30 protein-coding genes and 1 riboswitch are annotated in these 26,217 nt (G+C 56.2%); of the genes, 11 read left to right on the top strand and 19 right to left on the bottom strand.

Translation table 11 applies throughout. The annotated features are described in order from the left end of the window. Window positions 1–20: 20 nt before the first annotated feature. A complete protein-coding gene (locus AC2FIT_RS05155; protein ID WP_496827302.1) occupies window positions 21–1,280 on the top strand; it encodes an aminotransferase class V-fold PLP-dependent enzyme in 1,260 nt (419 codons plus the stop codon). Between the two features lie 127 nt (window positions 1,281–1,407). Here the strand turns inward: AC2FIT_RS05155 and AC2FIT_RS05150 are convergent, their stop codons facing one another. Together AC2FIT_RS05150 and AC2FIT_RS05145 are read right to left on the bottom strand one after the other, a co-directional pair. Continuing rightward, window positions 1,408–3,816 carry a YbcC family protein gene (locus AC2FIT_RS05150; RefSeq protein WP_496827300.1) on the bottom strand — a complete coding sequence of 803 codons (2,409 nt, stop codon included), beginning with the start codon at window positions 3,814–3,816 and terminating at the stop codon, window positions 1,408–1,410. Between the two features lie 15 nt (window positions 3,817–3,831). Continuing rightward, window positions 3,832–5,382, bottom strand: a complete 1,551-nt coding sequence (locus AC2FIT_RS05145) for a proton-conducting transporter transmembrane domain-containing protein (protein WP_496827298.1) — start codon at window positions 5,380–5,382, stop codon at window positions 3,832–3,834. Window positions 5,383–5,486: 104 nt separating this feature from the next. Here AC2FIT_RS05145 and AC2FIT_RS05140 point away from each other — a divergent pair, with 104 nt between their 5' ends. Next, window positions 5,487–6,377 (top strand): LysR family transcriptional regulator, encoded by an 891-nt coding sequence (locus AC2FIT_RS05140; RefSeq protein ID WP_224890084.1) that lies wholly within the window; start codon window positions 5,487–5,489, stop codon window positions 6,375–6,377. Window positions 6,378–6,409: 32 nt separating this feature from the next. Further along, window positions 6,410–6,676 (top strand): hypothetical protein, encoded by a 267-nt coding sequence (locus AC2FIT_RS05135; RefSeq protein WP_496827296.1) that lies wholly within the window; start codon window positions 6,410–6,412, stop codon window positions 6,674–6,676. A gap of 385 nt (window positions 6,677–7,061) precedes the next feature. Here AC2FIT_RS05135 and AC2FIT_RS05130 read toward each other — a convergent pair whose 3' ends face one another. After that, window positions 7,062–7,208 carry a hypothetical protein gene (locus AC2FIT_RS05130; RefSeq protein ID WP_496827294.1) on the bottom strand — a complete coding sequence of 49 codons (147 nt, stop codon included), beginning with the start codon at window positions 7,206–7,208 and terminating at the stop codon, window positions 7,062–7,064. 392 nt (window positions 7,209–7,600) lie between these two features. Here AC2FIT_RS05130 and AC2FIT_RS05125 point away from each other — a divergent pair, with 392 nt between their 5' ends. Both AC2FIT_RS05125 and AC2FIT_RS05120 read left to right on the top strand, forming a co-directional pair. Beyond that, window positions 7,601–8,032 carry a hypothetical protein gene (locus AC2FIT_RS05125; protein ID WP_496827292.1) on the top strand — a complete coding sequence of 144 codons (432 nt, stop codon included), beginning with the start codon at window positions 7,601–7,603 and terminating at the stop codon, window positions 8,030–8,032. Window positions 8,033–8,142: 110 nt separating this feature from the next. Continuing rightward, window positions 8,143–8,613, top strand: coding sequence for a Dps family protein (locus AC2FIT_RS05120; RefSeq protein WP_496827290.1), 471 nt, complete (start codon window positions 8,143–8,145; stop codon window positions 8,611–8,613). A 1-nt stretch (window position 8,614) separates the two neighbouring features. On the opposite strand, the gene AC2FIT_RS05115 is transcribed toward AC2FIT_RS05120, so the two are convergent. From AC2FIT_RS05115 to AC2FIT_RS05085, 7 genes are all read right to left on the bottom strand, one after another. Next, a complete protein-coding gene (locus AC2FIT_RS05115) occupies window positions 8,615–8,869 on the bottom strand; it encodes a DUF1289 domain-containing protein (RefSeq protein ID WP_496827288.1) in 255 nt (84 codons plus the stop codon). A 313-nt stretch (window positions 8,870–9,182) separates the two neighbouring features. Continuing rightward, complete coding sequence (locus tag AC2FIT_RS05110; protein WP_496827286.1) at window positions 9,183–9,419, bottom strand: phosphate-starvation-inducible PsiE family protein; 237 nt, start codon at window positions 9,417–9,419, stop codon at window positions 9,183–9,185. 5 nt (window positions 9,420–9,424) lie between these two features. Continuing rightward, window positions 9,425–9,622, bottom strand: a complete 198-nt coding sequence (locus AC2FIT_RS05105; protein WP_496827284.1) for a hypothetical protein — start codon at window positions 9,620–9,622, stop codon at window positions 9,425–9,427. Window positions 9,623–9,701: 79 nt separating this feature from the next. Beyond that, complete coding sequence (locus AC2FIT_RS05100) at window positions 9,702–10,712, bottom strand: cytochrome d ubiquinol oxidase subunit II (protein ID WP_496827282.1); 1,011 nt, start codon at window positions 10,710–10,712, stop codon at window positions 9,702–9,704. Between the two features lie 5 nt (window positions 10,713–10,717). Continuing rightward, on the bottom strand, window positions 10,718–12,103 hold the full coding sequence (locus AC2FIT_RS05095; RefSeq protein ID WP_496827280.1) for a cytochrome ubiquinol oxidase subunit I: 1,386 nt from the start codon (window positions 12,101–12,103) through the stop codon (window positions 10,718–10,720). A 180-nt stretch (window positions 12,104–12,283) separates the two neighbouring features. After that, on the bottom strand, window positions 12,284–12,547 hold the full coding sequence (locus tag AC2FIT_RS05090; RefSeq protein ID WP_496827278.1) for a metal ABC transporter solute-binding protein, Zn/Mn family: 264 nt from the start codon (window positions 12,545–12,547) through the stop codon (window positions 12,284–12,286). A gap of 180 nt (window positions 12,548–12,727) precedes the next feature. Continuing rightward, window positions 12,728–12,930, bottom strand: a riboswitch (cobalamin riboswitch). A gap of 178 nt (window positions 12,931–13,108) precedes the next feature. Continuing rightward, complete coding sequence (locus AC2FIT_RS05085; protein ID WP_496827276.1) at window positions 13,109–13,819, bottom strand: helix-turn-helix transcriptional regulator; 711 nt, start codon at window positions 13,817–13,819, stop codon at window positions 13,109–13,111. A 105-nt stretch (window positions 13,820–13,924) separates the two neighbouring features. Between AC2FIT_RS05085 and AC2FIT_RS05080 the strand changes: the two genes are divergently transcribed. The 5 genes from AC2FIT_RS05080 (at window position 13,925) to AC2FIT_RS05060 (ending at window position 16,903) form a co-directional block, all read left to right on the top strand. Next, window positions 13,925–14,350: a VOC family protein gene (locus tag AC2FIT_RS05080; RefSeq protein WP_496827274.1), complete on the top strand. Its 426-nt coding sequence runs from the start codon at window positions 13,925–13,927 to the stop codon at window positions 14,348–14,350. A gap of 47 nt (window positions 14,351–14,397) precedes the next feature. Further along, window positions 14,398–14,754 carry a VOC family protein gene (locus tag AC2FIT_RS05075; RefSeq protein ID WP_496827272.1) on the top strand — a complete coding sequence of 119 codons (357 nt, stop codon included), beginning with the start codon at window positions 14,398–14,400 and terminating at the stop codon, window positions 14,752–14,754. A 425-nt stretch (window positions 14,755–15,179) separates the two neighbouring features. Next, entirely contained in the window at window positions 15,180–15,638 is a 459-nt protein-coding gene (locus AC2FIT_RS05070) for a thiol-disulfide oxidoreductase DCC family protein (protein ID WP_496827270.1), read from the top strand. Continuing rightward, a complete protein-coding gene (locus AC2FIT_RS05065) occupies window positions 15,635–16,486 on the top strand; it encodes a methyltransferase family protein (protein WP_496827268.1) in 852 nt (283 codons plus the stop codon). Before AC2FIT_RS05070 ends, AC2FIT_RS05065 begins: the two co-directional genes overlap by 4 nt. A gap of 18 nt (window positions 16,487–16,504) precedes the next feature. Then, window positions 16,505–16,903 (top strand): DUF4149 domain-containing protein, encoded by a 399-nt coding sequence (locus AC2FIT_RS05060; RefSeq protein WP_496827266.1) that lies wholly within the window; start codon window positions 16,505–16,507, stop codon window positions 16,901–16,903. 6 nt (window positions 16,904–16,909) lie between these two features. Here the strand turns inward: AC2FIT_RS05060 and AC2FIT_RS05055 are convergent, their stop codons facing one another. Both AC2FIT_RS05055 and AC2FIT_RS05050 read right to left on the bottom strand, forming a co-directional pair. Then, window positions 16,910–17,185 (bottom strand): PAS domain-containing protein, encoded by a 276-nt coding sequence (locus tag AC2FIT_RS05055; RefSeq protein WP_496827263.1) that lies wholly within the window; start codon window positions 17,183–17,185, stop codon window positions 16,910–16,912. Between the two features lie 179 nt (window positions 17,186–17,364). Then, complete coding sequence (locus AC2FIT_RS05050) at window positions 17,365–18,282, bottom strand: LysR family transcriptional regulator (protein ID WP_496827261.1); 918 nt, start codon at window positions 18,280–18,282, stop codon at window positions 17,365–17,367. 202 nt (window positions 18,283–18,484) lie between these two features. On the opposite strand from AC2FIT_RS05050, the gene AC2FIT_RS05045 reads away from it, so the two are divergent. After that, complete coding sequence (locus AC2FIT_RS05045) at window positions 18,485–19,297, top strand: hypothetical protein (protein WP_496827259.1); 813 nt, start codon at window positions 18,485–18,487, stop codon at window positions 19,295–19,297. Window positions 19,298–19,409: 112 nt separating this feature from the next. Here the strand turns inward: AC2FIT_RS05045 and AC2FIT_RS05040 are convergent, their stop codons facing one another. The 7 genes from AC2FIT_RS05040 to AC2FIT_RS05010 all read right to left on the bottom strand — a co-directional run bounded on the left by AC2FIT_RS05040 (window position 19,410) and on the right by AC2FIT_RS05010 (window position 25,654). Continuing rightward, window positions 19,410–20,078 carry an NnrU family protein gene (locus AC2FIT_RS05040; RefSeq protein ID WP_496827257.1) on the bottom strand — a complete coding sequence of 223 codons (669 nt, stop codon included), beginning with the start codon at window positions 20,076–20,078 and terminating at the stop codon, window positions 19,410–19,412. Then, the gene (locus AC2FIT_RS05035; protein WP_496827255.1) at window positions 20,075–21,268 is read right to left on the bottom strand and encodes an NnrS family protein; all 1,194 of its coding nucleotides are present in this window, start codon (window positions 21,266–21,268) and stop codon (window positions 20,075–20,077) included. The genes AC2FIT_RS05040 and AC2FIT_RS05035 overlap by 4 nt, the downstream gene beginning before the upstream one ends. An 87-nt stretch (window positions 21,269–21,355) precedes the next feature. After that, a complete protein-coding gene (locus AC2FIT_RS05030; RefSeq protein WP_496827253.1) occupies window positions 21,356–21,613 on the bottom strand; it encodes an NnrT protein in 258 nt (85 codons plus the stop codon). Continuing rightward, window positions 21,592–21,768, bottom strand: a complete 177-nt coding sequence (locus tag AC2FIT_RS05025) for a protein NnrT (RefSeq protein ID WP_496827251.1) — start codon at window positions 21,766–21,768, stop codon at window positions 21,592–21,594. The genes AC2FIT_RS05030 and AC2FIT_RS05025 overlap by 22 nt, the downstream gene beginning before the upstream one ends. Window position 21,769: 1 nt before the next feature. After that, window positions 21,770–23,524, bottom strand: a complete 1,755-nt coding sequence (locus AC2FIT_RS05020) for a nitric oxide reductase activation protein NorD (RefSeq protein WP_496827249.1) — start codon at window positions 23,522–23,524, stop codon at window positions 21,770–21,772. A 5-nt stretch (window positions 23,525–23,529) separates the two neighbouring features. Continuing rightward, window positions 23,530–24,276 carry a CbbQ/NirQ/NorQ/GpvN family protein gene (locus AC2FIT_RS05015; RefSeq protein ID WP_496827772.1) on the bottom strand — a complete coding sequence of 249 codons (747 nt, stop codon included), beginning with the start codon at window positions 24,274–24,276 and terminating at the stop codon, window positions 23,530–23,532. A 652-nt stretch (window positions 24,277–24,928) separates the two neighbouring features. Next, the gene (locus AC2FIT_RS05010) at window positions 24,929–25,654 is read right to left on the bottom strand and encodes a Crp/Fnr family transcriptional regulator (RefSeq protein ID WP_496827247.1); all 726 of its coding nucleotides are present in this window, start codon (window positions 25,652–25,654) and stop codon (window positions 24,929–24,931) included. Window positions 25,655–26,217 lie beyond the last annotated feature (563 nt).

Genomic DNA, 26,217 nt, shown 5'->3' with positions numbered 1-26,217 from the left:
ACTTCCTAGAGGACTCACACATGATTCACGGCAACCCCGCTCTGATCGATGCAATCCGAAACCGCTTCGCCCATGTCGAAAACTGCCCGTTTCAAGGTAAGCGGATCTTTTTCGAGAACGCAGGCGGTGCGTTGACGCTGAAGACGGCGGTCGAGACTTCGGCCTTTTATGCCGCTATTCCAGACAATCCGGGGCGCATAAACCCAGCGGGCCAAGGCACGCAGAATGTAATCGATAAGGCCAAAGCGGATTTGGCAGTGTTCATGAACACCTCGACCGGTCAGTTCTTCGCCGGGGAAAGCGGTACTGAGTTGCTGTTCCGCTTGATCCGTACCGCATGCCTTGCTGCGCCAAAGGGAGCCAAGGTCATCGGCTCATCGATCGAACACCCCGCCACCCGCAGTGCGGCACGCCGCTGGGCCGAGATTGCCGGTCTGGACTATGTGAACGTCCAGCATGACAACGCAACCGGGTTGGTCACGGCCGAGGATTACACCGCGCAAATGACCCCGGACGTGGCGGTGGCGACGATCCTGCACGCGTCGCCCGTAACGGGTATGGGCATGGATGTAGCAGCGATTTCCGAGGCGATAAGCGCTGTGTCGCCGGATTGTATGATCATTGTCGATGGCATCCAGCACGCGGCCCACGGACAGTTGGATTTGGATAGCTACAAGGTCGATGGCTACGTGATTTCACCGTACAAAGTGTTTTCACGCCACGGATATGGCATCGCCTGGATTTCCGGCCGGCTGGGCAGAATTCCGCATGATATGCTGATTGACGCGCCCGCTATGGGCTGGGAATTCGGAACGCGTGACGCGGGTTCATACGCCACGGTGTCAGATGTCGTGTCCTATTTCGACTGGCTGGGCGGAGAAGTCTCGGATGAAACTGACCGGCGCAAACGGATCGAAGCCGCTGGGCATGCCATCCGCGACTATGAAACTCATCTGACCAACATTGCAATCAATGGCACCGGTAACCTGCCGGGGCTAAGACAGATGCAACACGTCACGATCCTGGCCGGGGCCGACAATCACGCGCGCGAAGGGCTTGTTTCCATTGTGGTCGAAGGCAAAGCCTCAGAAGATGTGGTGGAAATCCTGAACCAACAAGGTATTCGGACCCACACACGCAAAGCCGACCACTATTCCGGCAACGTCCTCAGGCCTCTGGGCTTATCGGATTGTATCCGCATCTCCTTTTGTCATTACAACACCGAACAGGAAATCGCGCGCCTTCTGGCTGCGATCAAAGTGCTGGGTCTGGACGACTGAACGGGATCGCGACGCTTCGGGCTCGTAGTGATCCAGCCTTTGTTTAAAGAGTCCCGCGTTATAAACACGCGACGTTCGTTCAGAAAAAAGACGCCCGGAATTGGGCGCCTTTCGTTTGCCTTTTGGCTTACTCCGCCGCGATGGCGCGGTCGGCATCCAAGCCGGTCTGGATCGGAGACCATTTCAAGTCGCCATCATAACGCCAGGCCAGCTTGCCCTGATCGTCCATTGCGATCAGGTGCAACCATCCATTGTCAAACAATGCGCGTACCTCGGCGTGGCGCGACAGGATGTCGGACATCGCCTCGCGCGGGGCTTCGATGATCACCGACAGGCGCAGTGGATCGTGCTGCAAACGCTCGCCATCGTGCACCGACTGCCATGGAAGGCCCGGACGCGGGGCACCACCATTGCCTTCGAGCACTCCAATGCCGCCAACCACGTTGTGCAACAGCTTGTTACCCCCGCCGAACAGCTGCGGTGCAACGGTAGACCCGTAATATTGCAGGCTGATCCAGCTTACGACCACGACAGGCGCGGTCATGATCAATTCCAACACGCCGAACCCGTCATCCTTGCGCCAATTGTAATTGTGCAAGAACGCCTGCCCCTCCAGATCTGCCCCATCGGTGCGGTTGCGGGGTGCGGCAATGAAGGCGCGGCACCCTGCCAGACCCCATTCGGGGCGGGTTTCGGCCCAGTCCTGCGCCCGCCGCTGAATATCGGTGGCCTTGTTCGCGCGCGGCAGACGGGCCGCACGTTCGGCGCGGGTAAGTTGCCCTGCGGCGGCAAGCCAGTTTTTCAACTGCTCCAGATCGCTGGACCAGTCGCCCTCGGGCAGGTCCTGGTCGAACAAACTGACCCTGTCGGTTGTGGTGAAGTGCATTGCCGGTAGGAAAACCGTGTCAGCAGGGATATCTATCCCCTGCCCGCGCAATCCGATCCTTACATCAGCATCGTTCAGCAGGCCTGCCAAGAGCCGCGCGTTGACGTCGCCCGCATGGCCACCACAAGCCCCGCAATGCAACGCGCTTTCGTGCGGGTTGTTGGTCACGTCCGCGCCATGCCCCGCCAGCATCACGACCCGGGCGAAATTTTCCGTCAGTGACATGGCGTTCAAGACCGTCTTGGCCATGCCAATACGGGTTTCAATATCCAGGCTCGGGTCCAGTTGCGGGGCCGGGTCTGTCTTTGTTTTGCCAACCAAACCCAGCGCGTCACGCATCAGCTTGCCTGCGTATAAAGGCCCGGTTGCTTCGACAAACGCAAACGAGGACACAGCCGCCAACTTGAACCGCCCCCAGGCCCTTTTGGCCCGCGCAGTGTAGCGCCGTGTCAAATCAGCCTTTTCAGGCTCAGCGGCGTGCGAGCAAACGCCGGGCCGCAACAGAACCGGCCCGTGTCGTTCAACTACGTCCGAGCCTGCGGCCTTATGTGCGCTGGCAAGGCCGAAGAATCCTGCAAAGCCAAGGGTTTCAATGCCGCTGTCCTGCGCTTCAAACGCGCGGCGGAACACCTCGGACCGGACGTCGATGCAAAACGCAGCCTGCACCTGCGGGCGATCTGGGACCTTGCGAACGGAACCCGGCAGCAGCCGCGCGGCCAGTTGGCGCTGCTGCGCACGCTCGGCGGCCTCTTGCAGCACTGCGTCGATGACAAAATCGGTAGTTGGTGTAACCGGCGCTTCATGCGCAGCGACAACATCGGCCCATTTGTCAGCGATCTGGTCTTCATAAAGCTCATACAGCGCCTCATCGAATACCATTCGCAGGGACAAAAGCTCGGTTACGGTATTGTCTTGCTCTCCCTTTAGTTCAGCTTCCCACAAAAGGTAGCGCGCGTATTGCGCCCACCCGCCCATGGTGCTGAGCCAACGATGATACGCCGTAGCTGAGGCTTCGGTGCTCAGGCCCAGCCGTTCGGAGGCCCGTCCAATCGCGCGCCAATGCGAGCGGTTCGTATCGGCCACAAAGGCACCAAACCCTTTCAGACCATGAATTTCCGGCGTCAGGTCGCGCGTTGCAAACTCGCGCCACGCGCTGAACGTCCCCCCGGCCCGCGCTTGCTGCCACAGCGCCTGCCCCTGATCGAAATGGCTGGCCGCCCAAACACCGATCCGGTCTTCGATCAGACCGGGCCAGTCTGTACCCGACACGTCTGCCGCCAGCTCGGCCACGGTGGGCAGCGGTTTGGGTTGCTCTGCCTGCTGACGCACAGCGGCAATGACATCGTCAAGACTGGGGGCGTTGAATTTTCCTTCCAGTCCGGACAACGCATCCAGGATGTCGGCCTCGGTGATGTCACCAGCGTCCAGCTTCTCTGCCCAATATGACCGATTTGGCGTGATCCGCGCGCCCGCAACCCGTGCCAAACGAGCCGAAGTTACAGCCAATGGCTCGTCTGCTTGGCCCAGGAAGGGGTTCACTGTAACATTCGCAGAAAGTGGGAAAAGCGGCGGGATTGCCTTGGCGGCTGATTTTGCTTCGGCCACCAGTTCAAGCAGCGGTGCCGGGTAAGATTCGAGTTTGGCAAACATGGTTTTTGTCCCTTCTCAGGCTGCGGACCGCTTGGACCAACCGTCCAGCAGCTTGTCGAAAATCGCATTGGCATATAGGCCATTGGACAGGTGTACCCGCAGGCCCGCAGCCGCAGGGTGCGGTGCCCAGAGCGGGAAGGTCGCTTGCGCCACGGCGACAAAGCCAAAGCTGATCAAGGCAAGTACGATCAATGCCCATTCCAACGGTCCCGGTGCGGGCGTTGCAGGCAGCGCACCGGCAGTCAGGTGAAGGGCGATGACCTGCAACGCGAAGTAGCTGACCGACGTCACCAAAGCATAGACCACCGTGCGCTGCGTCAACTGGCGCGGGGCCGCGTCTGCAAAACCCTGGGCCAGCAAATAAGCGACACCGAAGATCAGAATGACGCCCAACGCGATGGCTTGAATGGATTTGCCGTCAAAGCCCAGAGTTGCGCCAACCAGGGCATAGATGATGATCGCAGTGGCAAAGGCACGCAGAACGTTGCTTGCACTGGGCACCGCGATCGGGCCGGGCCGGTGAATGGCCGCGACATTGCGCACGGCTTCGCCAGAGCTCAGGAAGGCATGGGCCTTGTACAGGGAGTGCGCCACGATATGCAGCAGCGCCAAAGGAAACAGCGCAAGGCCACATTGCATCACCATGAAGGCCATCTGGGCAATCGTTGACCAAGCCAGCGATGTTTTCACAGCGGGCTGGGTCAACATCACAAGGCCGCCGAACAACGCAGTGAACCCGCCCAGCATCACCAAAAGGGCCATAACTCCGGGCGCGACCAGCATCACATCGGCAAAACGGATCAGCAGGAAGCCACCGGCATTGATCACTCCCGCATGCAGCAGGGCCGAGACCGGCGTGGGTGCCTCCATGACCTCGGTCAGCCACCCATGCACGGGGAATTGCGCCGAGGCCAGCACCGCGGCAACAGCAACAAACAAGGCCGCCGTCAGCACCATCCAATTAGCCTGAACCGTGGTCATGATCGTGTGGATATCGGTTGTGCCTGTGGCAGCGATCAGCAGGATAACGGCAGCCGCCAATGCACCCTCGCTCAGCCGCGCCACAAGCGCTTTCTTGCGGGCAGCGCGTTGGGCAGTTGCGCGCTCAGGGTAAAACAGAAGCAGCTTGTTCAGGGCAAGACTGGTTGTCGTCCAGGCGACCAGCAACTGAACCAGATTGCCCGACATGACCAGGAACAGAACCGAGGCAAGCGTCAGCACCATCCATTGTGTGAACATGCCCTGCCGTGCTTCGCCATCCATGTAGGTTGCTGAATAGCGCAGGACGATCCAACCGATAAAGCTGACCAATACCAGCATCACTGCGCTGACCGCGTCCAACCGTACGGAAACCCCGACGCCGAACGCTCCGATCAGGGCCGAGGTGCCGGACCCGTAGATCACAAGGAATACGGCCGAGATCGCGGCCACTAGAAACGCGGCAAATGCAGCCGCTTCGACCACTTGCGGTACGCACCCCGGACGAAGACCCGGATTGCGCCTCGCATAGATCGCAGCGGCAAACAGGATCAGCGGGCTCAGCAGCGGAAGAAAAAGGTATAACATGGTGGCGTTCCCAGCGTCGTAGGTTTGAGCCAACCAGTTAAGACAGATTATTTGACATTAAAAATTCATTGTTCTTTGGAAATCGTTCACTTAAATAGAACAATATGCCTTTGAACTATCATCATCTGCGGTATTTCTGGGCCGTCGCCCATGACGGGAACCTGACCCGAACAGCGCAGCGGCTGAACCTGTCGCAATCGGCCTTGTCGGTGCAGATCAAACAGTTGGAAGAACGGCTGGGGCACGACTTGTTTGAACGCCGGGGACGACAGCTTTACCTGACCGAGGCCGGGCGCATTGCACTGGATCATGCGGATGCGATTTTCTCGACCGGGCAACAATTGGTCGCGACCCTCACCGAAACCGTCCAGACCCGAAAGGCGCTGCGCGTTGGGGCGTTGGCAACACTTTCGCGCAACTTTCAGATCGGGTTTCTCAGGCCCATCTTGTCGCGCATGGACGTCGAGGTTGTCTTGCGCTCGGGCAGCCCGACCGAATTGATGGAGGGGTTGGAGACGTTAAACCTGGATCTGGTGCTAATGAACCGACCGCCCCCAGATGACAGTCTGACCCCTTTTGAAACCCACCAGATCGCTGAACAGTCTGTCAGCATTGTCGGTACGCCCGACCGATTGGACCCGCAGAGCCCGATTAAGGAGTTGCTGCGTACCCAACCCTTCATCCTGCCCACCACTGACAACAGCGTGCGGTCGGCCTTCGATGCTCTGGCCAGCCGGTTGTCAGAGCGACCACAGATCGCAGCCGAGGTAGATGACATGGCGATGCTGCGTCTCATGGCGCGCGAGGATATCGGTCTGGCTCTTGTGGCCCCAATCGTCGTCAAGGATGAGTTGACCTCAGGCCGATTGGTCGAGGCGCAAGAACACCCACGCATCAAGGAAACCTTCTACGCTGTAACCTTGCGTCGCCGCTTTCCCAATCCGCTGGTGCATGATCTACTATCCTACGATCCTGATCCTATGCTTTTGCCCTGACCCCTGGCTGGACGACGGTGAAACGTTCAGGCATGGCCTTGACAGTAGGGATTGGCCACAGCGTTGCCTATCCCGCCGAAGAATCAAGTGAAACTGGGGAGTGTATGAACGCATCACTAACCGACGAAGCCTTGGTCCTGCTGCTCTTTTGGATAAAACCAACAGAGGAGAACAACGGCTTTCTGAACACGGTCGGCATTCTGTTACTCCTTGTTTTGACGAGGTTTGGGGTGGCTTATTTCATGGGCAAAGCCATTCCTGACCGAATAGCAGCAGGAGCCCACAAGGTGCAAATGTAATTGGTTGGGGTGTTTCCTGAACAATGCCTTCTGGATCGCTGCCATACTTAGGGTCGCCGTGCCCTTAAACGAGATATTCCCGTTGCTTAGCTGACCAGGGAAGACCGAGGCTTGTGCTTATCTTCTTAGCTATGATTACGATCACTCCGGCTTACCTCTGTCACCGGTAAAAGCAGGGTAAGCGGTGGGGAAAAGAATTCGCTCTTTTCAATATCTGGTGCAAGTTGCGCTTGGGTCTACCTGCCTGTGCAATCCTTTCGGTGTCCCAGATTGCTGTTGTAATTTACTTCCACCCCTAGGCGCAGCCTTCGAGGCGATTGCAACTAGGGGTGCCGCCGCTCAGGCGCTGATCAAATTGCCGCCGCAATTGCTGCATTGGACGGGGTCAAACTACGCCAAACCGCTGATGGTCATTCCAATGGTGGTTGATGAGGTGAAAAACGTCATTAAAGCCGGGCAGTTCCGCACCCGAGATACGCTCTTCGATAAACAAGACCGGGCGCGCGCCGGCACAGTGACGGCTATCTTGCAATGGATACACCTACGCCTCTCGACCAGACTCCGCCAAGTAGCGCCTGTGTCGGGATAGCCTATTCTAATCGGGCCTAGCAACGTGAGGACGGAGAGATTACTGGATTGTGCGCCTTTACCACCCGGTTCGTTGATCGAATGGGCGCCTCAAATGTTATCTTTCTTCGCGCGCAGGTCATTCTGCTGCCAGTAAAGTCCCTGATGTTTAACTGACGCCATGCTGTGACCAATCACTCCTTTTGGCTTGCTGAAACAGATTGTAACCGCACTGCATATGCGGCACTGCGCACGCAGTTTTTCACAGGGCTGTTGGATTCCCAACACCGGCGCGACTTGAATAGTGCTATCCCTAGTACTATTGTCGGGAATTGTACGAGCAAGCAGTCCCACATCATGATGCAGGCAATCAGTTTCTCAAACACGGACGACTTTCGCGCCACACCCTCTCCGCAATTGGAGGCGCGGACGATGCAGATCATAAACCATCTGCGGATGGTTGCGCTGCGATGCCGGTCTGCCGCCCGGGTAGATTTGGATCAGGCTTGTGCTTTGCTATTGGCTGATCCGTCAGATGAATGGATGCGCCACGCCGAAACACTGATGCGGGGATTTCGTCAGGCTGTAGAAAAGCGGCCTGTGTTCTATCGTCCCGGAGTTGCAGAACTGTCTTTTGACGAGGCATGGCTAGGTCGGCTATTCGAAGCGGTTGAGCAAAAAGATCAGGACAGTTTCCGCTTTCTCATCCGGTCGCGCGTGCCACGTTGGACACAGCGGAATTTTTCCTTTCTGGTTGGGTCGATTTCCAAGAATTTTGGCCATTTTTAGAATTGTTCTAAAAACCTCTTGGAATTTGGCTGCGATCCCTTAATTTAGGGATCAGAATATTGATGTTGCGGCATTCCGGCGCGACGAAAATTAAGAACCAGGGAAATATTATGACGCAAACAGCCATCGACCTGACACCCGATTCCCGTGCTGCGATTGCCGAGGCGCTGAACCAATCCGTGGCCGAAACTGCCGTCACCACCATGCTGGCGCAGAATTTCCATTGGAACGTGACCGGCATGGCCTTTGGCCCACTGCACGATTTGTTCCAGAAAATCTACGAGGATCACTTCCAAGCGCAGGATGACCTTGCCGAGCGAATCAAAGCTCTGGACGCACATGCCGAAGGCACGCTGGCTGGTATGCTGAAGCGGTCGAAAGTGGCTGAACATGACGGATCCGCCACCGACAAAGACATGGTCAAAATGATGCTCGACGCTCAGGAAACCTTGGCCGCGACCCTGGCTGGAGCGGGCGAACTTGCCGCCAGCCACGGCGACGCATTGACCGAGGATGTGTGCATCAGCCGCGGCCAAACCCATGAGAAATTCGCCTGGTTCCTGCGCTCACATCTGCGCTGAGCTAACCATCCAAGGTAACTTTCACCTTGGCTTTTTTCTTCCTCAGTTTCTTCAGATAGGCCGGTCCCCAATGGGTGTACCGGCCCATTTGTTTCTGCTGACAAACCAGAATCTGAACAAATGCCTCTTGCTGATCGGGGCGTTTGATCGCCTCGAACAGCTTTTTCTGGCTCTTTGTCATGGAACACCCAATGCAATGTCCCGCGCGGCGGAACTTGCACACGTCAATGCAGGGGCTAGGGATTTTTTTGCTCATCAATAACTCTGGTTGATGCAGATTGCTGGCATTACAAATTGGACCTGCCGCAAACCCGGAAAAGAGGCCAAAGCGTCGCGGCCAGCTATTTTAAGGTGGATAAACACGTCTAAATCAGTCAGCCAAGCCTCGGTGGGTTCAGAAAAACATCGCCGAGACGTCGTGGAAGAAAGGCGGCGACACAGAAAACAAGGCCGCACGGCGGTTCCAACGGGTCGGCCAACCCGAACGCCATGGATGGGCCCGCGTGCAGCTAGGAGTTTTGTTTGGCAGAACCAAGCTGCTTCCGAATTCATCTAATTCAGAAACCCGTTTAACCCTTTTCGGATGAGGTCCTGGTCCAATCCACCCATAAAAGCATCGCAAAGGCACAGCCCAATGCAAGGACCGCGGCCGACAGGCCGAAAATCAATAAACCCGAAACCTGGTCAATCTCCATGACGATCAGTTTTCTGACCACTGCGAGGATGCCGATCATCAAGACAACCCGGACCTGTTCGTAACCCTTGCTGCCCTTCACCATCAAATGCACGGAATGGGCCAGTTCCAACGCTATTATCGCCCCCAGCAGCAGGGCAAAAGCTGTTGCAGGTCCTCGTATGTCACGCCGGTGCCAGAGGCCATCACAACGGCCGCGGTTTCCCGAAGGAAACTGGCTGTCGCAAGCAGAATGACAATCAATGTTCCTGCCAACAGCATGACCGCCACAGCCGCAGAAAACCAAACATAAGCCCTGTCAACCAGATCGCGCATTTCGAAAAGGTAAATCGAAATGCGCAGAAGTCATCTTGAAACTGCTGAGATTCAAGCGCCGATCGTGTACCTAAAAGACCTAGTCATAGCGCAGCTCCGTCGCCTTGCCGCGAAAGATCGTATATGACAAGGCAGTGTACCCGGCGATGACAGGCAACACAAAAATCGCGCCGATAAGGATGATGAACAGGCTTTCTGGCGCGCTGGCCGCCTCGTAAATCGTCAACTGCTCGGGGACGACATAGGGGTAAAAACTATAGGCCATCCCAAAGAACGCGAGCGTGAACAAAACAATCGACGCCGCAAACGGGAACCAGGCCCAACTGTCATTCCTAGTCGGAAGGTGGCGTAAAGCGTACCACAGCAACGCGATCAAGACCCCGGACATCAGAGGCAGCGGCAACAGCAGGAAAAATTCGGGGAAGGTGAACCATTTCTCGAAGATACGAGGGCTGACCAACGGGGTCACCAACGAGACGGCACCGAGCCCGATAATAAGCCCCCAGATGCCCCCTTTGGCCCATCGAACGGCTTTTTCCCGTAGTTCTCCGTCGGTTTTGAGGATAATCCAGCAGGCGCCGATGAACGAATACCCAACGGCCAGGAAAACAGCCGTAATCATCGCAAAGGCCCATGTGGCCCAATTGCTTTCCAACCCCATGATGTACTTGCCCAGCATGAAGCCCTGCGATAGGGCGGTTATCGAAGAGCCCGCAAAAAAGGCCAGGTTCCAGTAGTATTTGTGATGCGAGGGCGTTTTGACCCGAAACTCGAACGCAACGCCCCTTAGGATCAGACCGATCAGCATGATGGCAACTGGCAGGTAAAGTGACGTCAGGATCACCCCATGAGCGGTTGGAAAGGCCACCAGCAGAATGCCGATGGCCAGAACCAACCATGTCTCGTTGGCGTCCCAGAACGGCCCGATCAAGGCGACCATCCGGTCTTTCTCCGCGTCATCGGCGAAGGGGAACAGGACCCCTACGCCAAGGTCGAAACCGTCCAATATGACATAGACCAGAATCGACACCCCCATGAGTGCCGCAAAGGCGAGCGGCAGCCAGTAGGTCGGATCACCAAAGAGTTCCATCGCGTTTACTCCGCCGGTACCGCTTTGACGCCCTGGGGCGCCGAAGCAGGATGATTTTGCTGCGACAGGCCGGTTCTGGCCGCTTTACGGGCTAGGTAGAACAACACTCCGACATAAGCAGCCAGCAGCAGCGCATAGATCATCAGATATGCCGCCAAAGTGGTTCCCACCATCGGGGCGGGAACGTCTGCCACCGCCTGTTCCGTCGTCAGCACGCCCTGCACAAGCCACGGCTGGCGACCAATTTCGGTCGTGTACCAACCCGCCAGAGTGGCAACCCACCCTAAAAAGGCCATCGGCACCAGCGCCACCTGCATCAGCTTTGGCACCCCACCCGGCCCACGGCCCCGCCGCATGAACCAGAGCGCGGACCAACTGAGCAAAAGCATGGTAATGCCTGTTCCCACCATGACGCGGAATGACCAGAAAACAGGCGCAACCGGCGGGTGCAGAGCGGTGCCATCCTCGGCCACGAAATCGTTCAGGCCCGGCACAACACCATCGGCCTTGTGCGTCAGGATGATCAAGGCAAGGTTCGGGATGCTGACCTCAAGGCGGTTATCCCGCGATTCCTCGTCCGGGATTGCGAACAACACCAGCGGGACGTTGGATTTGGTCTCCCAGTTACCCTCCATCGCGGCCACTTTCTGAGGCTGATGCTCTAGCGTGTTCAGGCCGTGCAGGTCACCCATATAGATTTGCACCGGGATCAGCAGCGCACCAAGCCGCGCCGCAGTCTTGAACGTGGCCCGCACGTCCGGGCCACGGTCTCCGACCAGCCAGCGAAAAGCTGACAGGCCGAGGATCAGAAAGGCCACTGTCAGGCCACTAGCCAACAACATATGGGTCAAGCGGTACGGCATTGAGGGGTTGAAAATGATCGCCCACCAATCTGTCGCAAAGGCCACACCGTCGCGCATCTCAAACCCTGCGGGCGTGTGCATCCAGCTGTTCAGAACCAGAATCCAGAACGCGGACATGGTGGTACCAAACGCCACGAGAAAGGTTGCAGTCGTGTGCAGCCAGTTCGGCAGCTTTGAAAAGCCAAACAGCATGATGCCAAGGAACACGGCCTCAAGGAAAAACGCCGTTAGAATTTCGTAAGCCAGCAACGGCCCTGCGATATTTCCGACAGCCTCCATAAAGCCAGGCCAATTGGTGCCGAATTGGAAAGACATCGTAATTCCGGAAACGACACCCATGGCGAAGGACAAGGCAAAGACCTTGACCCAGAAACGATAGGCTTGCATCCACTTCTCATCCCCGGTTGCGTTGAAGCGCAGCTTGAAAAACAGCAGCACCCAGCCCAGTGCGATCGTGATCGTCGGGAAAAGAATATGAAAGGAGATATTCGCCCCAAATTGAATTCGGGACAGCAGTGATGTGTCCATCTCACACCTGTATTTGGTTCGTTTGATAGACAGTTCGCGTTGGATATTGAGGGTAAAAGACACCCTGCGACAGCCCGTCATGCGGCACAGTATCCCATGCGAACTACGGCCCAATCATACCACTTCTGTGAATGCGATTTTTCGAATTGATGGTGAAAAATCCACCTCGTGTTGGGTTGATCAGCTGACTGACCCGATCAACAGTGCGTCCGAGAACAGGCGGCCACCGATCTTGAGCGCCGTTTCCTCCGAGATTTGCTGAACCAGGGCCGGGTTGGTGATATTTTCTGCGAACAGTGCCGCCGAACCTTCAGCTTTCAGTTGATTAATCAGGACTGCAACGTCCTGTGCCGAAGGCTCAGCCTTGGGATCGATGCCGACGGGTGCAGGGAAGTTCATACCGTGGGCATCCGTCAAGTCCCCAAACGCGTCATGCGAGGTCACACTGTTTGACAAACATTTCTATGCATGCAGGTCAAATTCACCACCGACCTTGACCGGCGTGACACAATCAGTCGCGACAAAGGCTATCGCTTCGGCGCCCAACTCTGAAATCAACGGTCTGACCATGTTGAAAAGCCCAGGCCGTGAACAAGGATGATATCCGCTTAAGCCACACCGCGCGCTGTCCGCAGGGTCGGGGCTCAACTGACTTGCAAGTCAACGCTTTCCTCATCCTTCCGAGGTCTGTGCCCAGTGGACGATCTCGGGACGGCTTTCCGCCTACAGTTGCGGGAACAACTTTGGATTTGGCCAGATGGCTGTACCGAATTCCATTTTTATTAGCACGTCTCGCGCATGGAACCACCGCGCCTTATGCGCTTTAAATCATTCGGTCGGTCAGGGTTTTTCAACATGAGAAGCAGATTATGCAGTTGAGACAGGGCGGTTGGCTCCTTTTTTACGCAGCGTAAGGCTGAGTAGAGTGATTTTGGCCAGAACCGCTTGCGTCAGGCAGCCAGGCACGGGCTGGGCGTATTGGCACGGATTGCCGCTGTGGGCACCTTAGCCCCGTATCCCGTCCTCATAGCGTTTGCGTTCAGCGTCCGCAGCCCTGCGCCATTCGGCCCGCAATAGGTCCATACGACGTGGGATTGGCGTATCAAGAACTTCGGCTTCGACGATCCGCTCGGTCCGGAAGTAGCGAAAGCCTTGGCGCAACTCACACCACGCGGCAATGATACGGCTTTTGTCTCGATAACCCAGAAGGACCGGCCAGATCACTCGGCGCGAATGTCGACTTGTGAAATCTGTATAAACAAGAGAAATCTTCTTGCGGTGCCGAATGGCCCGGCGGATGGATGCAGCCCCGAGCGTCTCCTCCGGCTGGCCTATCGGCGCAACGCTGACCACTGGCTCTAGAAACGAGGTTCGGTATTTGGCTGGTGCAACGGTTTCCAACTTGGTGATCAGCTTTTCAGCGGCCACCGCTAGTTCGGGCTCACCCCGTGTTTTGACCCACATGACCCCGAGCATGACCGCCTCGATCTCATCCGGTGTCAGCATCAGAGGCGGCATGTGGAAACCCGGCTCAAGGATGTAACCGATACCGGCTTCACCGGTGATTGGCACACCCTGCGCGATCAGAGCGGCCATATCCCGGTAGACCGTACGCTTTGTGACACCCAATTCGGCCCCAATAGTCTGGGCCGAGATGGGCGCCTTCGCCCGTCTCAGGATTTCGATGATTTCGAACAGCCTGTCACCGCGTCGCACAAGGGGCCCTTTCGACAACACCACTTATACTGACGCTATGCTGACAACACGCTGTCAGCATAGGGGTTGTAGAGACACGACCGTTGTCAATTAAGGATTCCCATCATGAGATTAGCCCTTACCCTTTTCATTCCAATCGCAGGTGCCGCTCAAACCACAGATGTTGCAGACGACACGGCAATAGCCGCCATGGGTGCCTATGTGCCAAGTGACGACGTGCAGCAGTCTAAGTCCTTCTACCGCAACCTGTTGAGCCGCGCGCCGACAATCGAACTGCCCGATTTTGTTGCTTTCGACATCGAAGGCGGTTGGTTTGCCATCGTCTCTCGGGATCGGTACGCACCCGGGGCCGAGCCTGGGTCAGGCGCGGTCCCCTATCTGCAAGCTGCCGATCTTGAAGTGCTTCGATCCCGCGTCGCGGCAACCGGTGCCGCAGCACCTGAGATACTCAAGGAGCCCGGAATCCACCTTCTCAAGATCACTGATCCTAACGGCCAATTGATCGAGTTCTTCAAGCTGACCGACAAGTGACGACAGCGGAAAACGCAATCGGACATGCCTCAAAAAGGAAATCTCCAATGCAAATGAGCTACTGCGTTATCGGGACGAATGACATTGACGCCGCAACTCCGTTTTACGACCGGCTTTTTGATCGTACCGCGATGAACCGCGTGTCACCCAGTGAAAGGATGACGTATTGGTTGGGCGAGGGTTTTGCCTTTGCAGTAGCCATCCCTTTTGACAAGCAGCCCGCCACCAATGGCAACGGCACCATGGTCGGCTTTAGCGTGGGATCACCCGCAGAGGTCGAGAGGCTCTACACTCTTGCAGTCACGCTAGGCGGGACATGCGCGGGCGAGCCGAAACAGCGTGGCCCACGATTTTCAGCATATGTACGGGATCTGGACAGCAATAAACTGTGCCTTTCGGATTAGCGCATTGAAACACCGCTGGTCGGTTATCAATCAGGTAAAACGCGGCCGGACGTCCGATTGCCGTCACATTTGCATCGTCACTTTGGACACTGAGCGCACGGCGCGCCCACGAAACGGAACATACCCGGTCGTTTGCGCCATGCCAGCCAACCAAGCTCGGGGCTTTACAACGAAGGAAAACGAGAGAGTTGCCCCAGAACAAGTGAACGTTTTACAAACCGCGCTGGCGCTGTTTTACGTAAACGATCCTAAGCATTCACCTTGATGGGTTGTTCTTTGGCCATCTGAAGACTCAAAATCAGGAAGGTCGGCGGAGGACAAACGAAACAATGCGGCGTCATATCGCATCGTTTCACAGTGGCTTTTTGGTTCCTCGGACTACGTTCTTCCGGGACTGAACTGATAACTTCAGGAAGAAAAACCACATGCCCAAGGCTGACGATCAGGCGGTTCAAAAGCAAATCCTTTGCGGAGCAGATGACACTTCCCCGCAACGTGCCACTGTGTATTTTGACGGTTCCTGCCCGCTGTGTTCCCTTGAAATAGGGCATTATGCCTCTTGCGAAGGCGCAAATGGCTTACGGTTTGTGGATGTTTCAAACCCTGACGCACAGCTTGCAGAGGGGCTCTCGCAGGACAAAGCAATGGCAAGGTTTCACGTGCAATTGCCTGATGGAACGCTTGTGTCCGGAGCAAACGGGTTTGTCGCCGTTTGGCAGGCTTTGCCCAAGTGGCGATGGCTTGCGCGCGTAGCTCAACTTCCCGGCGCGGTGCAGGTGATGGAGTTTGCCTATCGCATTTTCCTGCCGCTGCGACCGATGCTGTCACGGATCGCCTCGCGATTGGGGGCTAAGCCGAAGAAACACTCGGATACCACCGTATGACCAGTCCAGGCGATGGTCATTTAAAGCGACTGCTCAGGCTTGCAAACGGTGCATTGAACCCCGAACCGGGCACCGGCAGGATAATGATCGCGCTCGGTTTTGGTCTCTTCACTCATATTGTTTTTGCGTTGGCGGTTGCGGCCATGGTCATTGCGATGTTCTTCGGCATGAGCAAAAGCCTGGGCACGGTGCCATGGCCAACCGCCACACTTACCAACGCCCTACTGATTTTACAGTTCCCTTTGGCGCACTCTCTTTTGCTGACCGGCCGTGGTATGAAGTGGCTGGCTCGTTTTGTCCCCGGCCCGCATGGCGCAACTTTGGGCACGACAACTTACGCCATGATCGCTTCCGTGCAGCTTTTGGCTCTTTTTGTTTTGTGGACCCCAAGCGGTATTGTCTGGTGGCAGGCCGAGGGATGGGTCTTGTACTTGTTCACGGCGTTTTATGCGGCGTCGTGGGCACTGTTGATCAAAGCCAGTTGGGACGCGGGCGCCGAAGTTCAGTCGGGTGCACTGGGTTGGATGTCCCTGATGCAAAATGCAAAGCCCGTGTTTCCCGACATGCCAACAACAGGCTTGTTCCGCGTGATACGCCAGCCGATATACGTTGCCTTCGCATTGACATTGTGGACGGTCCCGATATGGACCCCTGACCAGCTTGCCCTTGCAATCGCGCTTACGACGTACTGTCTTGTGGCACCGATGTTAAAAGAGCGTCGTTTTGAAAAACGTTTTGGCCGCCGCTTTGAAGACTACAAGAGAGACGTCCCCTACGCCGTTCCAAAGCTGAAATGCACTGGTCGCTTGTCGGCGCAGGGTCTTCGGCGTCCCGTTTCCAAGAATTAGAACAGGGAAGGTCCAGAGATGCTTGAATTTGCACTTCTTGTCACCGCTCTGATGTTTGGTGGGACGACGCTCTATTCCTTCGGGTTCGCTGCGTTCGTTTTCACGGCTCTTCCGGCGGAAACGGCGGGGCCACTTATTCGACGTGCATTCCCGTATTTCTACTTTTTCGTACTGGCAACTTCGGCGGTGGCTGCCATCCTTCTGATAGCCATAGACCCGATATCCAGCGCATTCATGGGTGTAATTGCGGTGACGACGGTTTTCGCACGGCAGGTTCTGATGCCCGCGATCAATGCTGCAACGGATTCAGGAGATAAAAGCCGATTTAAGCGGCTTCACACTTTGTCTGTAGTGATAACATTGGCACATATCTGCTGCGCAGCCTTCGTAATAATACGGCTCGCCGGTCAATCCTGATTGTTTTCATCCCACTGGGTTCTGAGCACCGGCAAAAAACATCAACTGCCCATGCCCATCGTAAATCGGACGGATGCGCAGACGGTTTACGAATGGCGTTCCGTCTTTGCGATAGTTCAGAATATCGATTGTAAATCGTGTTTGCGCCTTAAGCCCCATGCGAATGGCTTCGATGGTCCACGGACTGGTGTCAGGTCCTTGCAGAAAACGGCAATTTCGCCCTAATGCCTCTTCAACGCTATAACCCGTTTGTTTATCAAATTCATCGCTGACAAAAATCATGGGATTGTAGGGTTGCGATGGGTCATACTATCATCCTTTATTCAAATATTTGTATTTTATGGGCTTCTCGATACGACTGATCAATGGCATCGGTTGAGCTTCGTGTAGAGGCCTTCGCAAACGAGTTGTGCGCCCCTTCGTCTCGGTCACTCGGCCAACTCATCACACGGTTGCAGGTCTTATTCGCCGACATCCCTGTCCCAAGGCGGCAAATCCCCTCCGAGATGTTCCAGAATGAAGTCAATGAAAACACGCACCTTCGCAGGCAAATGGCGACGCTCTGGATAGATGGCGTAAAGCGTCTGTGACGGGAGTGGACATTCTGGCAGCACTCTCTCCAGCCGTCCCGCCACAAGATCTGGCCCTGCCGTGAAGGTCGGCAATCGTCCGATGCCCGTTCCGCCAAGGATCGCCTCTCGCAGGGCATCGCCGTTATTCACACTGTAGCTGCCGGTGGGGCGAAAGGTTTTGGTCTTGCCTCCAAACTGGAAGACCCATTCCTGAAAGTCCCTGCTGTAGGAATATTGCAAGCAGTTGTGGCCGTTCAGATCACTAACCGTTGCCGGCCTCCCATGCCGCTCCAGATATTCTGGTGAGGCCGCCAGAACATTACGTAAAGGTGCGATTTTACGCGCAACAAGCATCGAATCCGCCAGCGTGCCGCCGCGCAAAGCCAGATCAAAGCCGTCAGCAAACAAATCGATCACCCGGTCATCCATCACCATATCGACGGCCACGCCCGGATACCGCCGCAAAAACGCGGACATGAGCGGCGCGATGTGCAAGCGCCCAAAAGCCATTGGCACGTTCACCCTAAGACGTCCTTTGGGCGAATCCTGAAGGGCCAGAACGCTGTCTTCAGCCTCACGCGCCGCATCAAGCGACCTGACTGCATGCGAATAGAAATGCTCGCCGGCCTCGGTCAGGCTGACGTTGCGTGTAGATCGGTGAAACAGCTGCGCGCCCAGTCGTTTTTCAATCTGCGTAACCCTTTTGCTGACTGCGGATTTGGACACCCCCAGCCGACGCGCCGCAGCAGCAAACCCCTGCGTTTCAGCAACTGCCACAACGACCGGGATATCGCCCATTCCTTCCATTATTCCTCTCCAGCATATGGTGACTTTTTCTCAACATACGGTTTCATATTAGCCGGATTATCTGCGGCATGGAAACTGAATAGATTTACAGCGCCATCCAGAAGAAGCCATGCGGCAGTGCAAAACCGTGCCGCAGATTGTCCCTGTTTTTTTGGCAACCAACCGGGGACGCCCTGTGAAACCTGAACCGGAGAATTCCACCATGAAAATCTTCTCAAAACTTGTCATGGCAGCGGCTGTTCTGTGCTTTCCCGCGCAGGCCTTTGCCAACCCAGAAGACACCGCTGGTGTGTTGAAACTTGAATACACCGATGGGCGCGCCGCAACATTTGGCGTAGAAGACGTGAACGCAGTGCTGCAAAGCATAGGCGTCCGCGTCAGCACTGTCGTGATCCCGGAACAGGCCTTGCCGATACTTGAAGCGTCGCACAGCCGCGCGATCACAGCCGAAGAAGAAGCGCAGCTGATTTCTGATTTCGAGCTGACTCGTACGGACCTTCTGGCCGAGATTAAGGCGGCTGGTCGCACGCCGACGGTCGAAAACGGTGGCTCACTTACCACATTCGAAGAAGGGATGGCACCGTACCCCAAAATTTACGACATGAACAAGATGGACGCCGAAACCCGTGCATGGGTTCACAACAAGTTCGGCCCATTGCACGTCAACCATACGGATGAGGGTGTGGGCATTGACGAGGTCATGACGATTGTCTCTGGCGGACCCTGGGTTTGGTTTTTCGAACTGCCCGGCGATGTTATCGGCAAGCTGACACTCGGCTATGTCGGTCTGGACGGAGAGGCATGGCGCATCAGCTATCCGGGTATCAAGCCCCATGGCGGGTTTCTTGACCCCGAATTCGGCCTCGTTGTTGCCTATGCCCATGGTCCCGACCAATTCGAGATGCGGTTCGACGCGGACAATATTGCCGGGTCACGTCTGAATGGGACAAATGCGTGGATAGATACATCCGGAAGCAAGCCTTTGCTTCTGAACGCCCCACTGAAGACCAACTAAACACCCAAGCGGCTGCGGACGACGGACCTGTCGGCAGCCGCTTTTGCAATACCTCTGTACATCGTGGAAAACGGTTGTGAATTCTCCTGATTGACCAAGCGTCTGCTCAAGATCAACCGGCTGAAACTCCGATGACAAGTGGGTGCAATGTCAAAAGAATTGCAAAAAGAACAACGCCCGCGAACAGGCGCAACAATACCTGCCGCCATGACACTGATATTTGAAACAGCGGTGCACGATTGATCTGGGCCACAACAGCCTCCCGATTCTCCTCGCCTAAGTCACGATGTGTACGCAGGTCAATTATTTTGCGGCCGGCAATGGCAAAGCAGCCCAAAACGCCGAACAACAACACATGCGCAAGATCACCGTTCGGCAACAGGTGCAACCCAGCCCACAACGCCAAAGCCAAGAGGATTGGATGTCTTGTAAGGCGCACGATTCCAGGGTGTTGCGGGTCAAACCGTTCGTTTCGGCGGCCCCCAAACGACAGGGGATTGGGTCGTCCGACACTGAACGCCAGGATCAGGCACACCCCAAGCATACCGATCTGCACTATGTGGCGGTGCCACGGATGCTGGGGCCAAAGCTGCACATATGGGGCCTGACCTGCGGACCAGATCAGCAAGGACAGCATAGCAAGCGACAAGATCGAGTATCCGATACCGAAACCCGCCGGGCCCGTCTGCGCGACGATGCGGGCTTTGACGGCCGGGCGCGCCGGGATCGAATGAGTAACGAAGAACGCGGCAAATATCGCCGCAAAACCGGCCCAACTCATGCCCCATCTACCGTTTTGGGTCGTATCAGGGCGGGGCCGTAAGCCCAGACAAACCCGGCAAATGCGACCAACCACAAGCATCCTGAGATATGGATCATCTCTGGCCAGACAGACGTCAACAGTCGGGTGAACACGGATCCGAAGATGCACAAATACACCAAAACGGTCATTCGATTGGCCCTTAGCTCCTGACCCGTGTGACCCAAAGTGGCCCGGGTCATAACAGCCAGTGTCATGGTACCGATCGCACCAGCCATCCACAAATGCTGCGCTCCTGCAGTGTTTGGGCTACCCAAAATCCGATCAACCCCGATCGCCAGCGCACCCAGCGGGATCAAGAGGTACGACATATGCAAAACCCAAACCAACGGTTCGCCAAATGTCTGATGTCCCTGCCATCGAATAAGCCGGACGAAATGCAGCACACCCAGAGCAATCAAGGCTATTGCTGTGAGCAGATCAAAGGGCCTCAGCGTCCAAAGACCCAAGCCAAGAAGGCTCAGAAGAAGGACAGCTTTGTCAAATCTCTGCATCGGCGGAGCGGGGCGGGCCGGGTTGTGCTGGCGAACAAGCCAGTTGCGCGTGAATGAGGGCACGATGCGGCCACCTATGACTGCGATCATCATGATGGCGGTGGCAACGCCAAGTCTTAAGCCAACGCCTTGCGCCGCATAGCCACCGGAAAGGGCTTCGTAGTGGAAAATGGCATTGGCAACGGTAAAGACCGCCAGCAAAGCCAACACGATCAGGTTGCGCCAGTTTTTACCTGCAACGATCTCACGAAGGATAACCATGCCAAGACCAACCGGAAGGGCCAGGTCGACAATCGGGGCCAACCAGATTGGCAGGGTCGCTGAGAACAGGATTGCAAACCGCCCGATGACCCAAAGCGCAAACAGACCTGCCAACCGCCACCCCACGATCGGCAATCGCCCGGTCCAGTTTGGCACTGCCGTCAGCAGAAAACCGGCTAACACAGCACCCAGGTAGCCAAAAAGAAATTCATGCGCGTGCCATGAGATGCTATCCAATCTTGTTGGCAAAACCACTGCGCCTGCCAGCGCCGCGAGCCAAAGCAGCATTGAAACTACCGCCCATACAGCCGCAAACAGAAAGAAGGGCCGAAATCCAAAGCTAAAGAGTGCCGGGCCTTTCCAGGCGCGCATCTGTTCAGCAGAAGTTTGTGACATCACCGTCCTCCTTCACTGGCGGAAAGTAATGCAAGCTGTTGCCAAGGTGCGCAACACGTTTGGGTCGGACGCCACACGTATCGGTCTTCATCTTTGAGTTCCATTGTCTGCCACACCCATAAGGTGGCGGATGTGCTTTGCAAAAAACCATGTTGCAGGGATACCCAGTACGGCACCTGCAAGGATTGAAAGTTCGGTCGACAGGACCGGACCACCGACCCAGCTAAAGATCAACGAGGCGAAAAATACATTAACTGCCGCAGCGCCCGCCCCAAACGGGTAAAGCGCAACCGCGATGCGCCGGGTCGACCACCCCCGTCGTTTCATCTGCGCGAAATCAGCCATTGCGCGGCCACCATGCTGATTATGAGGGTAATGCAAGCCAATGCGTACCAGAATTCAGCAGTTGCGGATTGCGCCTGCGGGATTGGCCGGTCGAAGGTTTCGGCAAATGCCGGTGACGCAAATAGTACGGCGACGCAAAATAATGGGCTGCGCATGTCAGGTCTCCTGTGTGAATGTTCGGTAGATCTCCGGCAGCGCCCGCGACAGGCGCTCGGGGTTTGGCAAAAGCGTGAAACCACCGCGCCCAAAGATACGCGCAAACCAATCCTGCCCGTCTTCGTCGATGATCACGCCATGCAAGCTCTGGCCGGCGGCCCGGGCTTCGCGCACGGCCATATGGCTGTCTTTGATACCGTGCTGGCCCTCGTAGTGATCAAGATCGTTGGGTTTGCCGTCCGTCAGCACGATCAGCAGTTTGCGGGCGCTTGGCTCCTTGGCAAGCTGTGTACTGACATGTCGGATGGCTGCGCCAAGACCGGTATAGTGGCCAGGCTTCAACGCGCCGATGGCGTTGGTCGCATTGGCACCCATCTTTTCTTCAAACCCCTTGCAGCGCGTCAGAAACACGCGATTGCGCCGCAGGGACGAAAACCCCCATATCGCAGAGCGGTCCCCGGCCGCGTCAATTCCCACCGCCAGGGCCGCCATGGTGTCGCGCGCAACGTCGATGACCGAGGTATCGCCGATTGCGGCTTCGGGTGATCGGGACGTGTCGATCAAAAAAGCAACCGATACATTGCGGTCCACCTGTCGTGCGGCTTGCCAGATACGATCAGACCCGCGTCCGGTGGCCATTATGTCCGCGCGTGCGGTCAGCAGGGCATCAAGATCAAGCTCTTGCCCATCAATCTGACGCGGTTGCAGCACGCGCCGGGGGCGAAGCGCCTCAAACCGCCGACGCACAGCGCGAAGATATCGGTCATTCGGGGCAGACTGTGGCCGTTCGGACTGCATCGGCGCCTCAAGAACCCGGCAGTGATCCTGCATATAGCTACGAGTTCGGTGGTTCCATTCCGGGTATGAGTATTCGCCGGCCAACGCTTCGTGATCTGCATCGGCGGGCGACAGATCAAGATGCAGCCTCAGTCGTGTCGCGGTCTTTCGATCCTGCTTCGACAGCGTAATCTGATCCTGATCTTTGCGCTCGCCGAGCTTGCGGCGGCTGAGTGGCGCCGATGGAGCCGGCGCGGGTTGCTCTGTTTCTACCTCAGGCGCGGCGCTTCCGCCTTGTCCCGGAGCTTCAAACCGCAACCAGATTGGCACTGTTGCATATGGCATGAAACTGCGGGTTGTGCTTGCAGTTTTACCAAAGCTAAGCACATCACCGCCCAGCTGCATGCGAATTGCCTGTTCGATCGACGCTTCTTGTGCGGGCCGATGCAAATCCGGTCGCGTCTTGGCACAATAGGCCGCCATCTCTGAATAATCTGCGCGCAGACCCGGGCAACTTTTGAAGACGGCATCCGACACTTGGGCGTTTGCGCGGATCTGAGCATAATCCTGGGCTGGTCCAACACCTGCAAGGTCCAAGGGCACAAACCCGGTTTGCGCGGCAAGGGCAGTCAGCCAGAAATAGGCCGCGCGGTTCAGCCTGGGGTCGGGAAACGCGTCCATAACCGGAGGAAGGTATAGCTTTTCGCTATCGTATCGTGCCACATATTCATGGTCGCGTTCTGCCCCCAACTTACGCTTGAGTGGCTGCCGATGTCGCACCAGCGTCGTGGCAGCCTCTCCGATTTCAACCCCGCCAGAGCCACCAAGTGCCTGGAAAAAAACCGCAAGGCTGGGTCGCACAGATGCCAATTCCACACGCGCCGAGGGCAAGCGCGTCTCAGCGCCAATCCCACTTGCCATATCGTGCCAGAGGTTACCGATCGTTTCCTCTGGCTCCATGAGATCAACGAGACGCATCCGACCTATCCGTAAACTGCTAGAACAAGATCACGCAACGCCTGCTGCACGTCTGGCTCGTCGCTCAAAGGTTCAATGACAGCCGCCTTGATTGCCTGATCCACCCTCACACCGCGCGCTATAAGCGTGGCGGCATAGATCATAAGACGGGTTGAGACGCCTTCTTCAAGATCCATGCCGGAGAGATTGCGAATATGCCCGCCCAGGCGCACCAGTGGCGCGGCGCCGCCCGGCTCTAACCGGCTTTCGATCGAGAAAACTTCGATCTCGGTTTCAGGGTCTGGAAAGTTGAAACTGATCGACAAAAACCGCTGTCGCGTCGAAGGCTTCAACCGTTTCAGGACATTCTGATACCCGAGGTTGTAACTGGCCACCAATATAAACTCAGAGGGCGCAATCAGTTCTTCACCGGTTCGGTCGATCATCAGCGTGTGGCGCGTATCCGTCAGCGGATGAAGAACAACCGTGACATCTTCGCGCACAGCGCGGGTCAGGGGCCCGTCGACCCATACGGTCTCTCCACCTTTCAACAGGTTACGTCCGTTCAGAATAGCCGCCGACAAATCATCATGACAGGCCACCGTGTAAAGTGGTTTGCCAAGGCGAGACGCTATATGCTCGACAAACCGCGTCTTGCCACATCCGGTGGGCCCCTTCAGCAGAAGGGGCAAACCGTTTTCATGGGCCGTTTCGAACAGGTTGCATTCGGGGCCTGTCGGTTCATAAAACGGAAGCTGGGGTTGGGCTGCGATGCCGCTTGGTTGCGACTCGATCCAACCTTTCAGGATATCAAAGGCATCTTCGAGACTGTTCTGAACGCCCCACGGAGTCATGACATTTCCGAGTTCGGGCGCAAAATACGCGCCCTCTCCTTGAAGGCTGTGGCAATTGATGCAGGAGTGTTTTCCCCAAATGTGTTTGCTGTGAACGACCACATCACTCAACTCCATACCCGAAGTTGACGTGCCGACGACATACCGGTGGGACTGAACGGTCAGGGCCACGAAAACCACGACAAAAAAGATCGAGCCTCCGTAGAAAATGTTGCGCGCGGACGATTTCGTTAAGATTTCCACCATTAGCTTACCTTTGCGGGCAAGGAATGGGGAATAGTTAGCCGGTGGCAATCGGACCAAGTTTGCGCAAGCGCAATGTTCTGATGATTTCCTTGCCTAGACTTTCGAAAAGGAGGAGAGGTCAATGCGAAAACCAAGCCTGGAAAATTCCAATCTGTCCTTGGAAAGTATAATGCCGTGCCGTCCGCAAACAGTTACCGTGCTCATGCGGCATTGGACGCTGTGTGTGCTGTTTGATAAGTCCCTTTCACACGAACGCGGAAGCGCATTGCGAATACGACGTGAATGATGACGCGTTTCCGCCCGAGTTATGGGAAGCAACGAAACTCTATTCTATTCTGGCCTCACTGATTGCGGCCAAAGCTCGCGGATCAAGAACCTTGATCCTTTTTCGGCGGCTTTCAACCATCCCCTTCTTTTCCCACGCACTAAGCAGGCGACTGACAGTATGCAGGGTGGTTGCAGTCATTTGCGAAAGATCCTGCCGCGTGATCGGAAAGTCGATCTCGATCCCGTCCGGGACTTTACGGCCGGTCTGATGGATAAGGCGCAGCAGCGCATTGGCGACGCGTTGTTCAACCTGTAAGGTTGAGATTTCGACGACCCGATTGTTTATTTCACCCAGACGGATTCCAACGGTCTTGTAGGTTTCGGTCGAAAAGCCGTCATATTCTACTGCGAACGTTTCCCAAAGCCGCATGGGCCAACTCAACGCGATGCTTTCGGTTGCCGTGATCGCCGTCGCTGGATAGGTCTGCCGCCCAATCGCCTTGGCAAAACCCATCAATTGTCCCGCTGGAATGTGTAGTGCAGTGACCTGTTCACCTGTCGGCGTAACCCTGACGACGCGAACACATCCATCAAGCAACAAATAAAACCGGTCGGCCGGCGCATCTTCTTCAAAGATTACGGTACCAGGTTCGTATCGGCGTGAGCTTGCCTGATCAAGGATCGTGCGCATCTGTCGGCGCTCCAGTTTTGAAAAGGGCGGCAGATGCGTCAGCAGGCTTTCGTCAAGCTGCGGTAAGGTCTTGCGCGTCGGTAGGTCGTTCATGAACCGCCTATGCCACAACATCCGGGCTAGTGGCCACTAAATCTCGCCGATCCCACCCGCGCATGACGCCGCAAGAAATTTGTTCCAGAACAATACCCACTTCCGAAAAAGGCCTATGGATCAGCCCGAGAAGCCACAACCAAAAAGTTAGCACAGTGTTTATGACAGCCTTGGCAAGTATCTGGTTTGTTGCATTTCTGCCAAGCGTACCATTTTGTCACCGCTTGTCTCAACGTTGAAAGCGACCAACGCCGCCTCGACAAAGCTCTGTATGCCGGCTGACCCAAAAGAGGCCGCAGGCATTGCCAAACCACTAGGTCAAAGCGGGCATACGCCAGATAGAAAACTCGTCGCGCTGCCCTTTGCGCGCGATCATGAGCAGGTCGCGGTGCGAAAATGTGGGCTAAGTCTATGATCGGCTCGATCCCCGACCTCCTGATCATCTGTCACGAATGCGACGGGATTGACCAGACCCTGTACGATTTGGGCATAAACTGATGCGACGACGCAGATGACTCATAGCTCATAAACTGCGGACAGCCGACCCCACCTAATCGGCGCGC

It is taken from the genome of Ruegeria sp. YTSA135 (assembly GCF_059610165.1).
This window is presented reverse-complemented; position numbering and strand designations above follow the sequence as displayed.

Coding starts and splice junctions, on each gene's coding strand:
- AC2FIT_RS05155 (WP_496827302.1), top strand. CDS start 21: ATGATTCACGGCAACCCCGCTCTGATCGATGCAATCCGAAACCGCTTC.
- AC2FIT_RS05150 (WP_496827300.1), bottom strand. CDS start 3,816: ATGTTTGCCAAACTCGAATCTTACCCGGCACCGCTGCTTGAACTGGTG.
- AC2FIT_RS05145 (WP_496827298.1), bottom strand. CDS start 5,382: ATGTTATACCTTTTTCTTCCGCTGCTGAGCCCGCTGATCCTGTTTGCC.
- AC2FIT_RS05140 (WP_224890084.1), top strand. CDS start 5,487: ATGCCTTTGAACTATCATCATCTGCGGTATTTCTGGGCCGTCGCCCAT.
- AC2FIT_RS05135 (WP_496827296.1), top strand. CDS start 6,410: ATGGCCTTGACAGTAGGGATTGGCCACAGCGTTGCCTATCCCGCCGAA.
- AC2FIT_RS05125 (WP_496827292.1), top strand. CDS start 7,601: ATGATGCAGGCAATCAGTTTCTCAAACACGGACGACTTTCGCGCCACA.
- AC2FIT_RS05120 (WP_496827290.1), top strand. CDS start 8,143: ATGACGCAAACAGCCATCGACCTGACACCCGATTCCCGTGCTGCGATT.
- AC2FIT_RS05115 (WP_496827288.1), bottom strand. CDS start 8,869: ATGAGCAAAAAAATCCCTAGCCCCTGCATTGACGTGTGCAAGTTCCGC.
- AC2FIT_RS05105 (WP_496827284.1), bottom strand. CDS start 9,622: ATGCGCGATCTGGTTGACAGGGCTTATGTTTGGTTTTCTGCGGCTGTG.
- AC2FIT_RS05100 (WP_496827282.1), bottom strand. CDS start 10,712: ATGGAACTCTTTGGTGATCCGACCTACTGGCTGCCGCTCGCCTTTGCG.
- AC2FIT_RS05095 (WP_496827280.1), bottom strand. CDS start 12,103: ATGGACACATCACTGCTGTCCCGAATTCAATTTGGGGCGAATATCTCC.
- AC2FIT_RS05080 (WP_496827274.1), top strand. CDS start 13,925: ATGAGATTAGCCCTTACCCTTTTCATTCCAATCGCAGGTGCCGCTCAA.
- AC2FIT_RS05075 (WP_496827272.1), top strand. CDS start 14,398: ATGCAAATGAGCTACTGCGTTATCGGGACGAATGACATTGACGCCGCA.
- AC2FIT_RS05070 (WP_496827270.1), top strand. CDS start 15,180: ATGCCCAAGGCTGACGATCAGGCGGTTCAAAAGCAAATCCTTTGCGGA.
- AC2FIT_RS05065 (WP_496827268.1), top strand. CDS start 15,635: ATGACCAGTCCAGGCGATGGTCATTTAAAGCGACTGCTCAGGCTTGCA.
- AC2FIT_RS05060 (WP_496827266.1), top strand. CDS start 16,505: ATGCTTGAATTTGCACTTCTTGTCACCGCTCTGATGTTTGGTGGGACG.
- AC2FIT_RS05055 (WP_496827263.1), bottom strand. CDS start 17,185: ATGATTTTTGTCAGCGATGAATTTGATAAACAAACGGGTTATAGCGTT.
- AC2FIT_RS05050 (WP_496827261.1), bottom strand. CDS start 18,282: ATGGAAGGAATGGGCGATATCCCGGTCGTTGTGGCAGTTGCTGAAACG.
- AC2FIT_RS05045 (WP_496827259.1), top strand. CDS start 18,485: ATGAAAATCTTCTCAAAACTTGTCATGGCAGCGGCTGTTCTGTGCTTT.
- AC2FIT_RS05040 (WP_496827257.1), bottom strand. CDS start 20,078: ATGAGTTGGGCCGGTTTTGCGGCGATATTTGCCGCGTTCTTCGTTACT.
- AC2FIT_RS05035 (WP_496827255.1), bottom strand. CDS start 21,268: ATGTCACAAACTTCTGCTGAACAGATGCGCGCCTGGAAAGGCCCGGCA.
- AC2FIT_RS05030 (WP_496827253.1), bottom strand. CDS start 21,613: ATGGCTGATTTCGCGCAGATGAAACGACGGGGGTGGTCGACCCGGCGC.
- AC2FIT_RS05025 (WP_496827251.1), bottom strand. CDS start 21,768: ATGCGCAGCCCATTATTTTGCGTCGCCGTACTATTTGCGTCACCGGCA.
- AC2FIT_RS05020 (WP_496827249.1), bottom strand. CDS start 23,524: ATGCGTCTCGTTGATCTCATGGAGCCAGAGGAAACGATCGGTAACCTC.
- AC2FIT_RS05010 (WP_496827247.1), bottom strand. CDS start 25,654: ATGAACGACCTACCGACGCGCAAGACCTTACCGCAGCTTGACGAAAGC.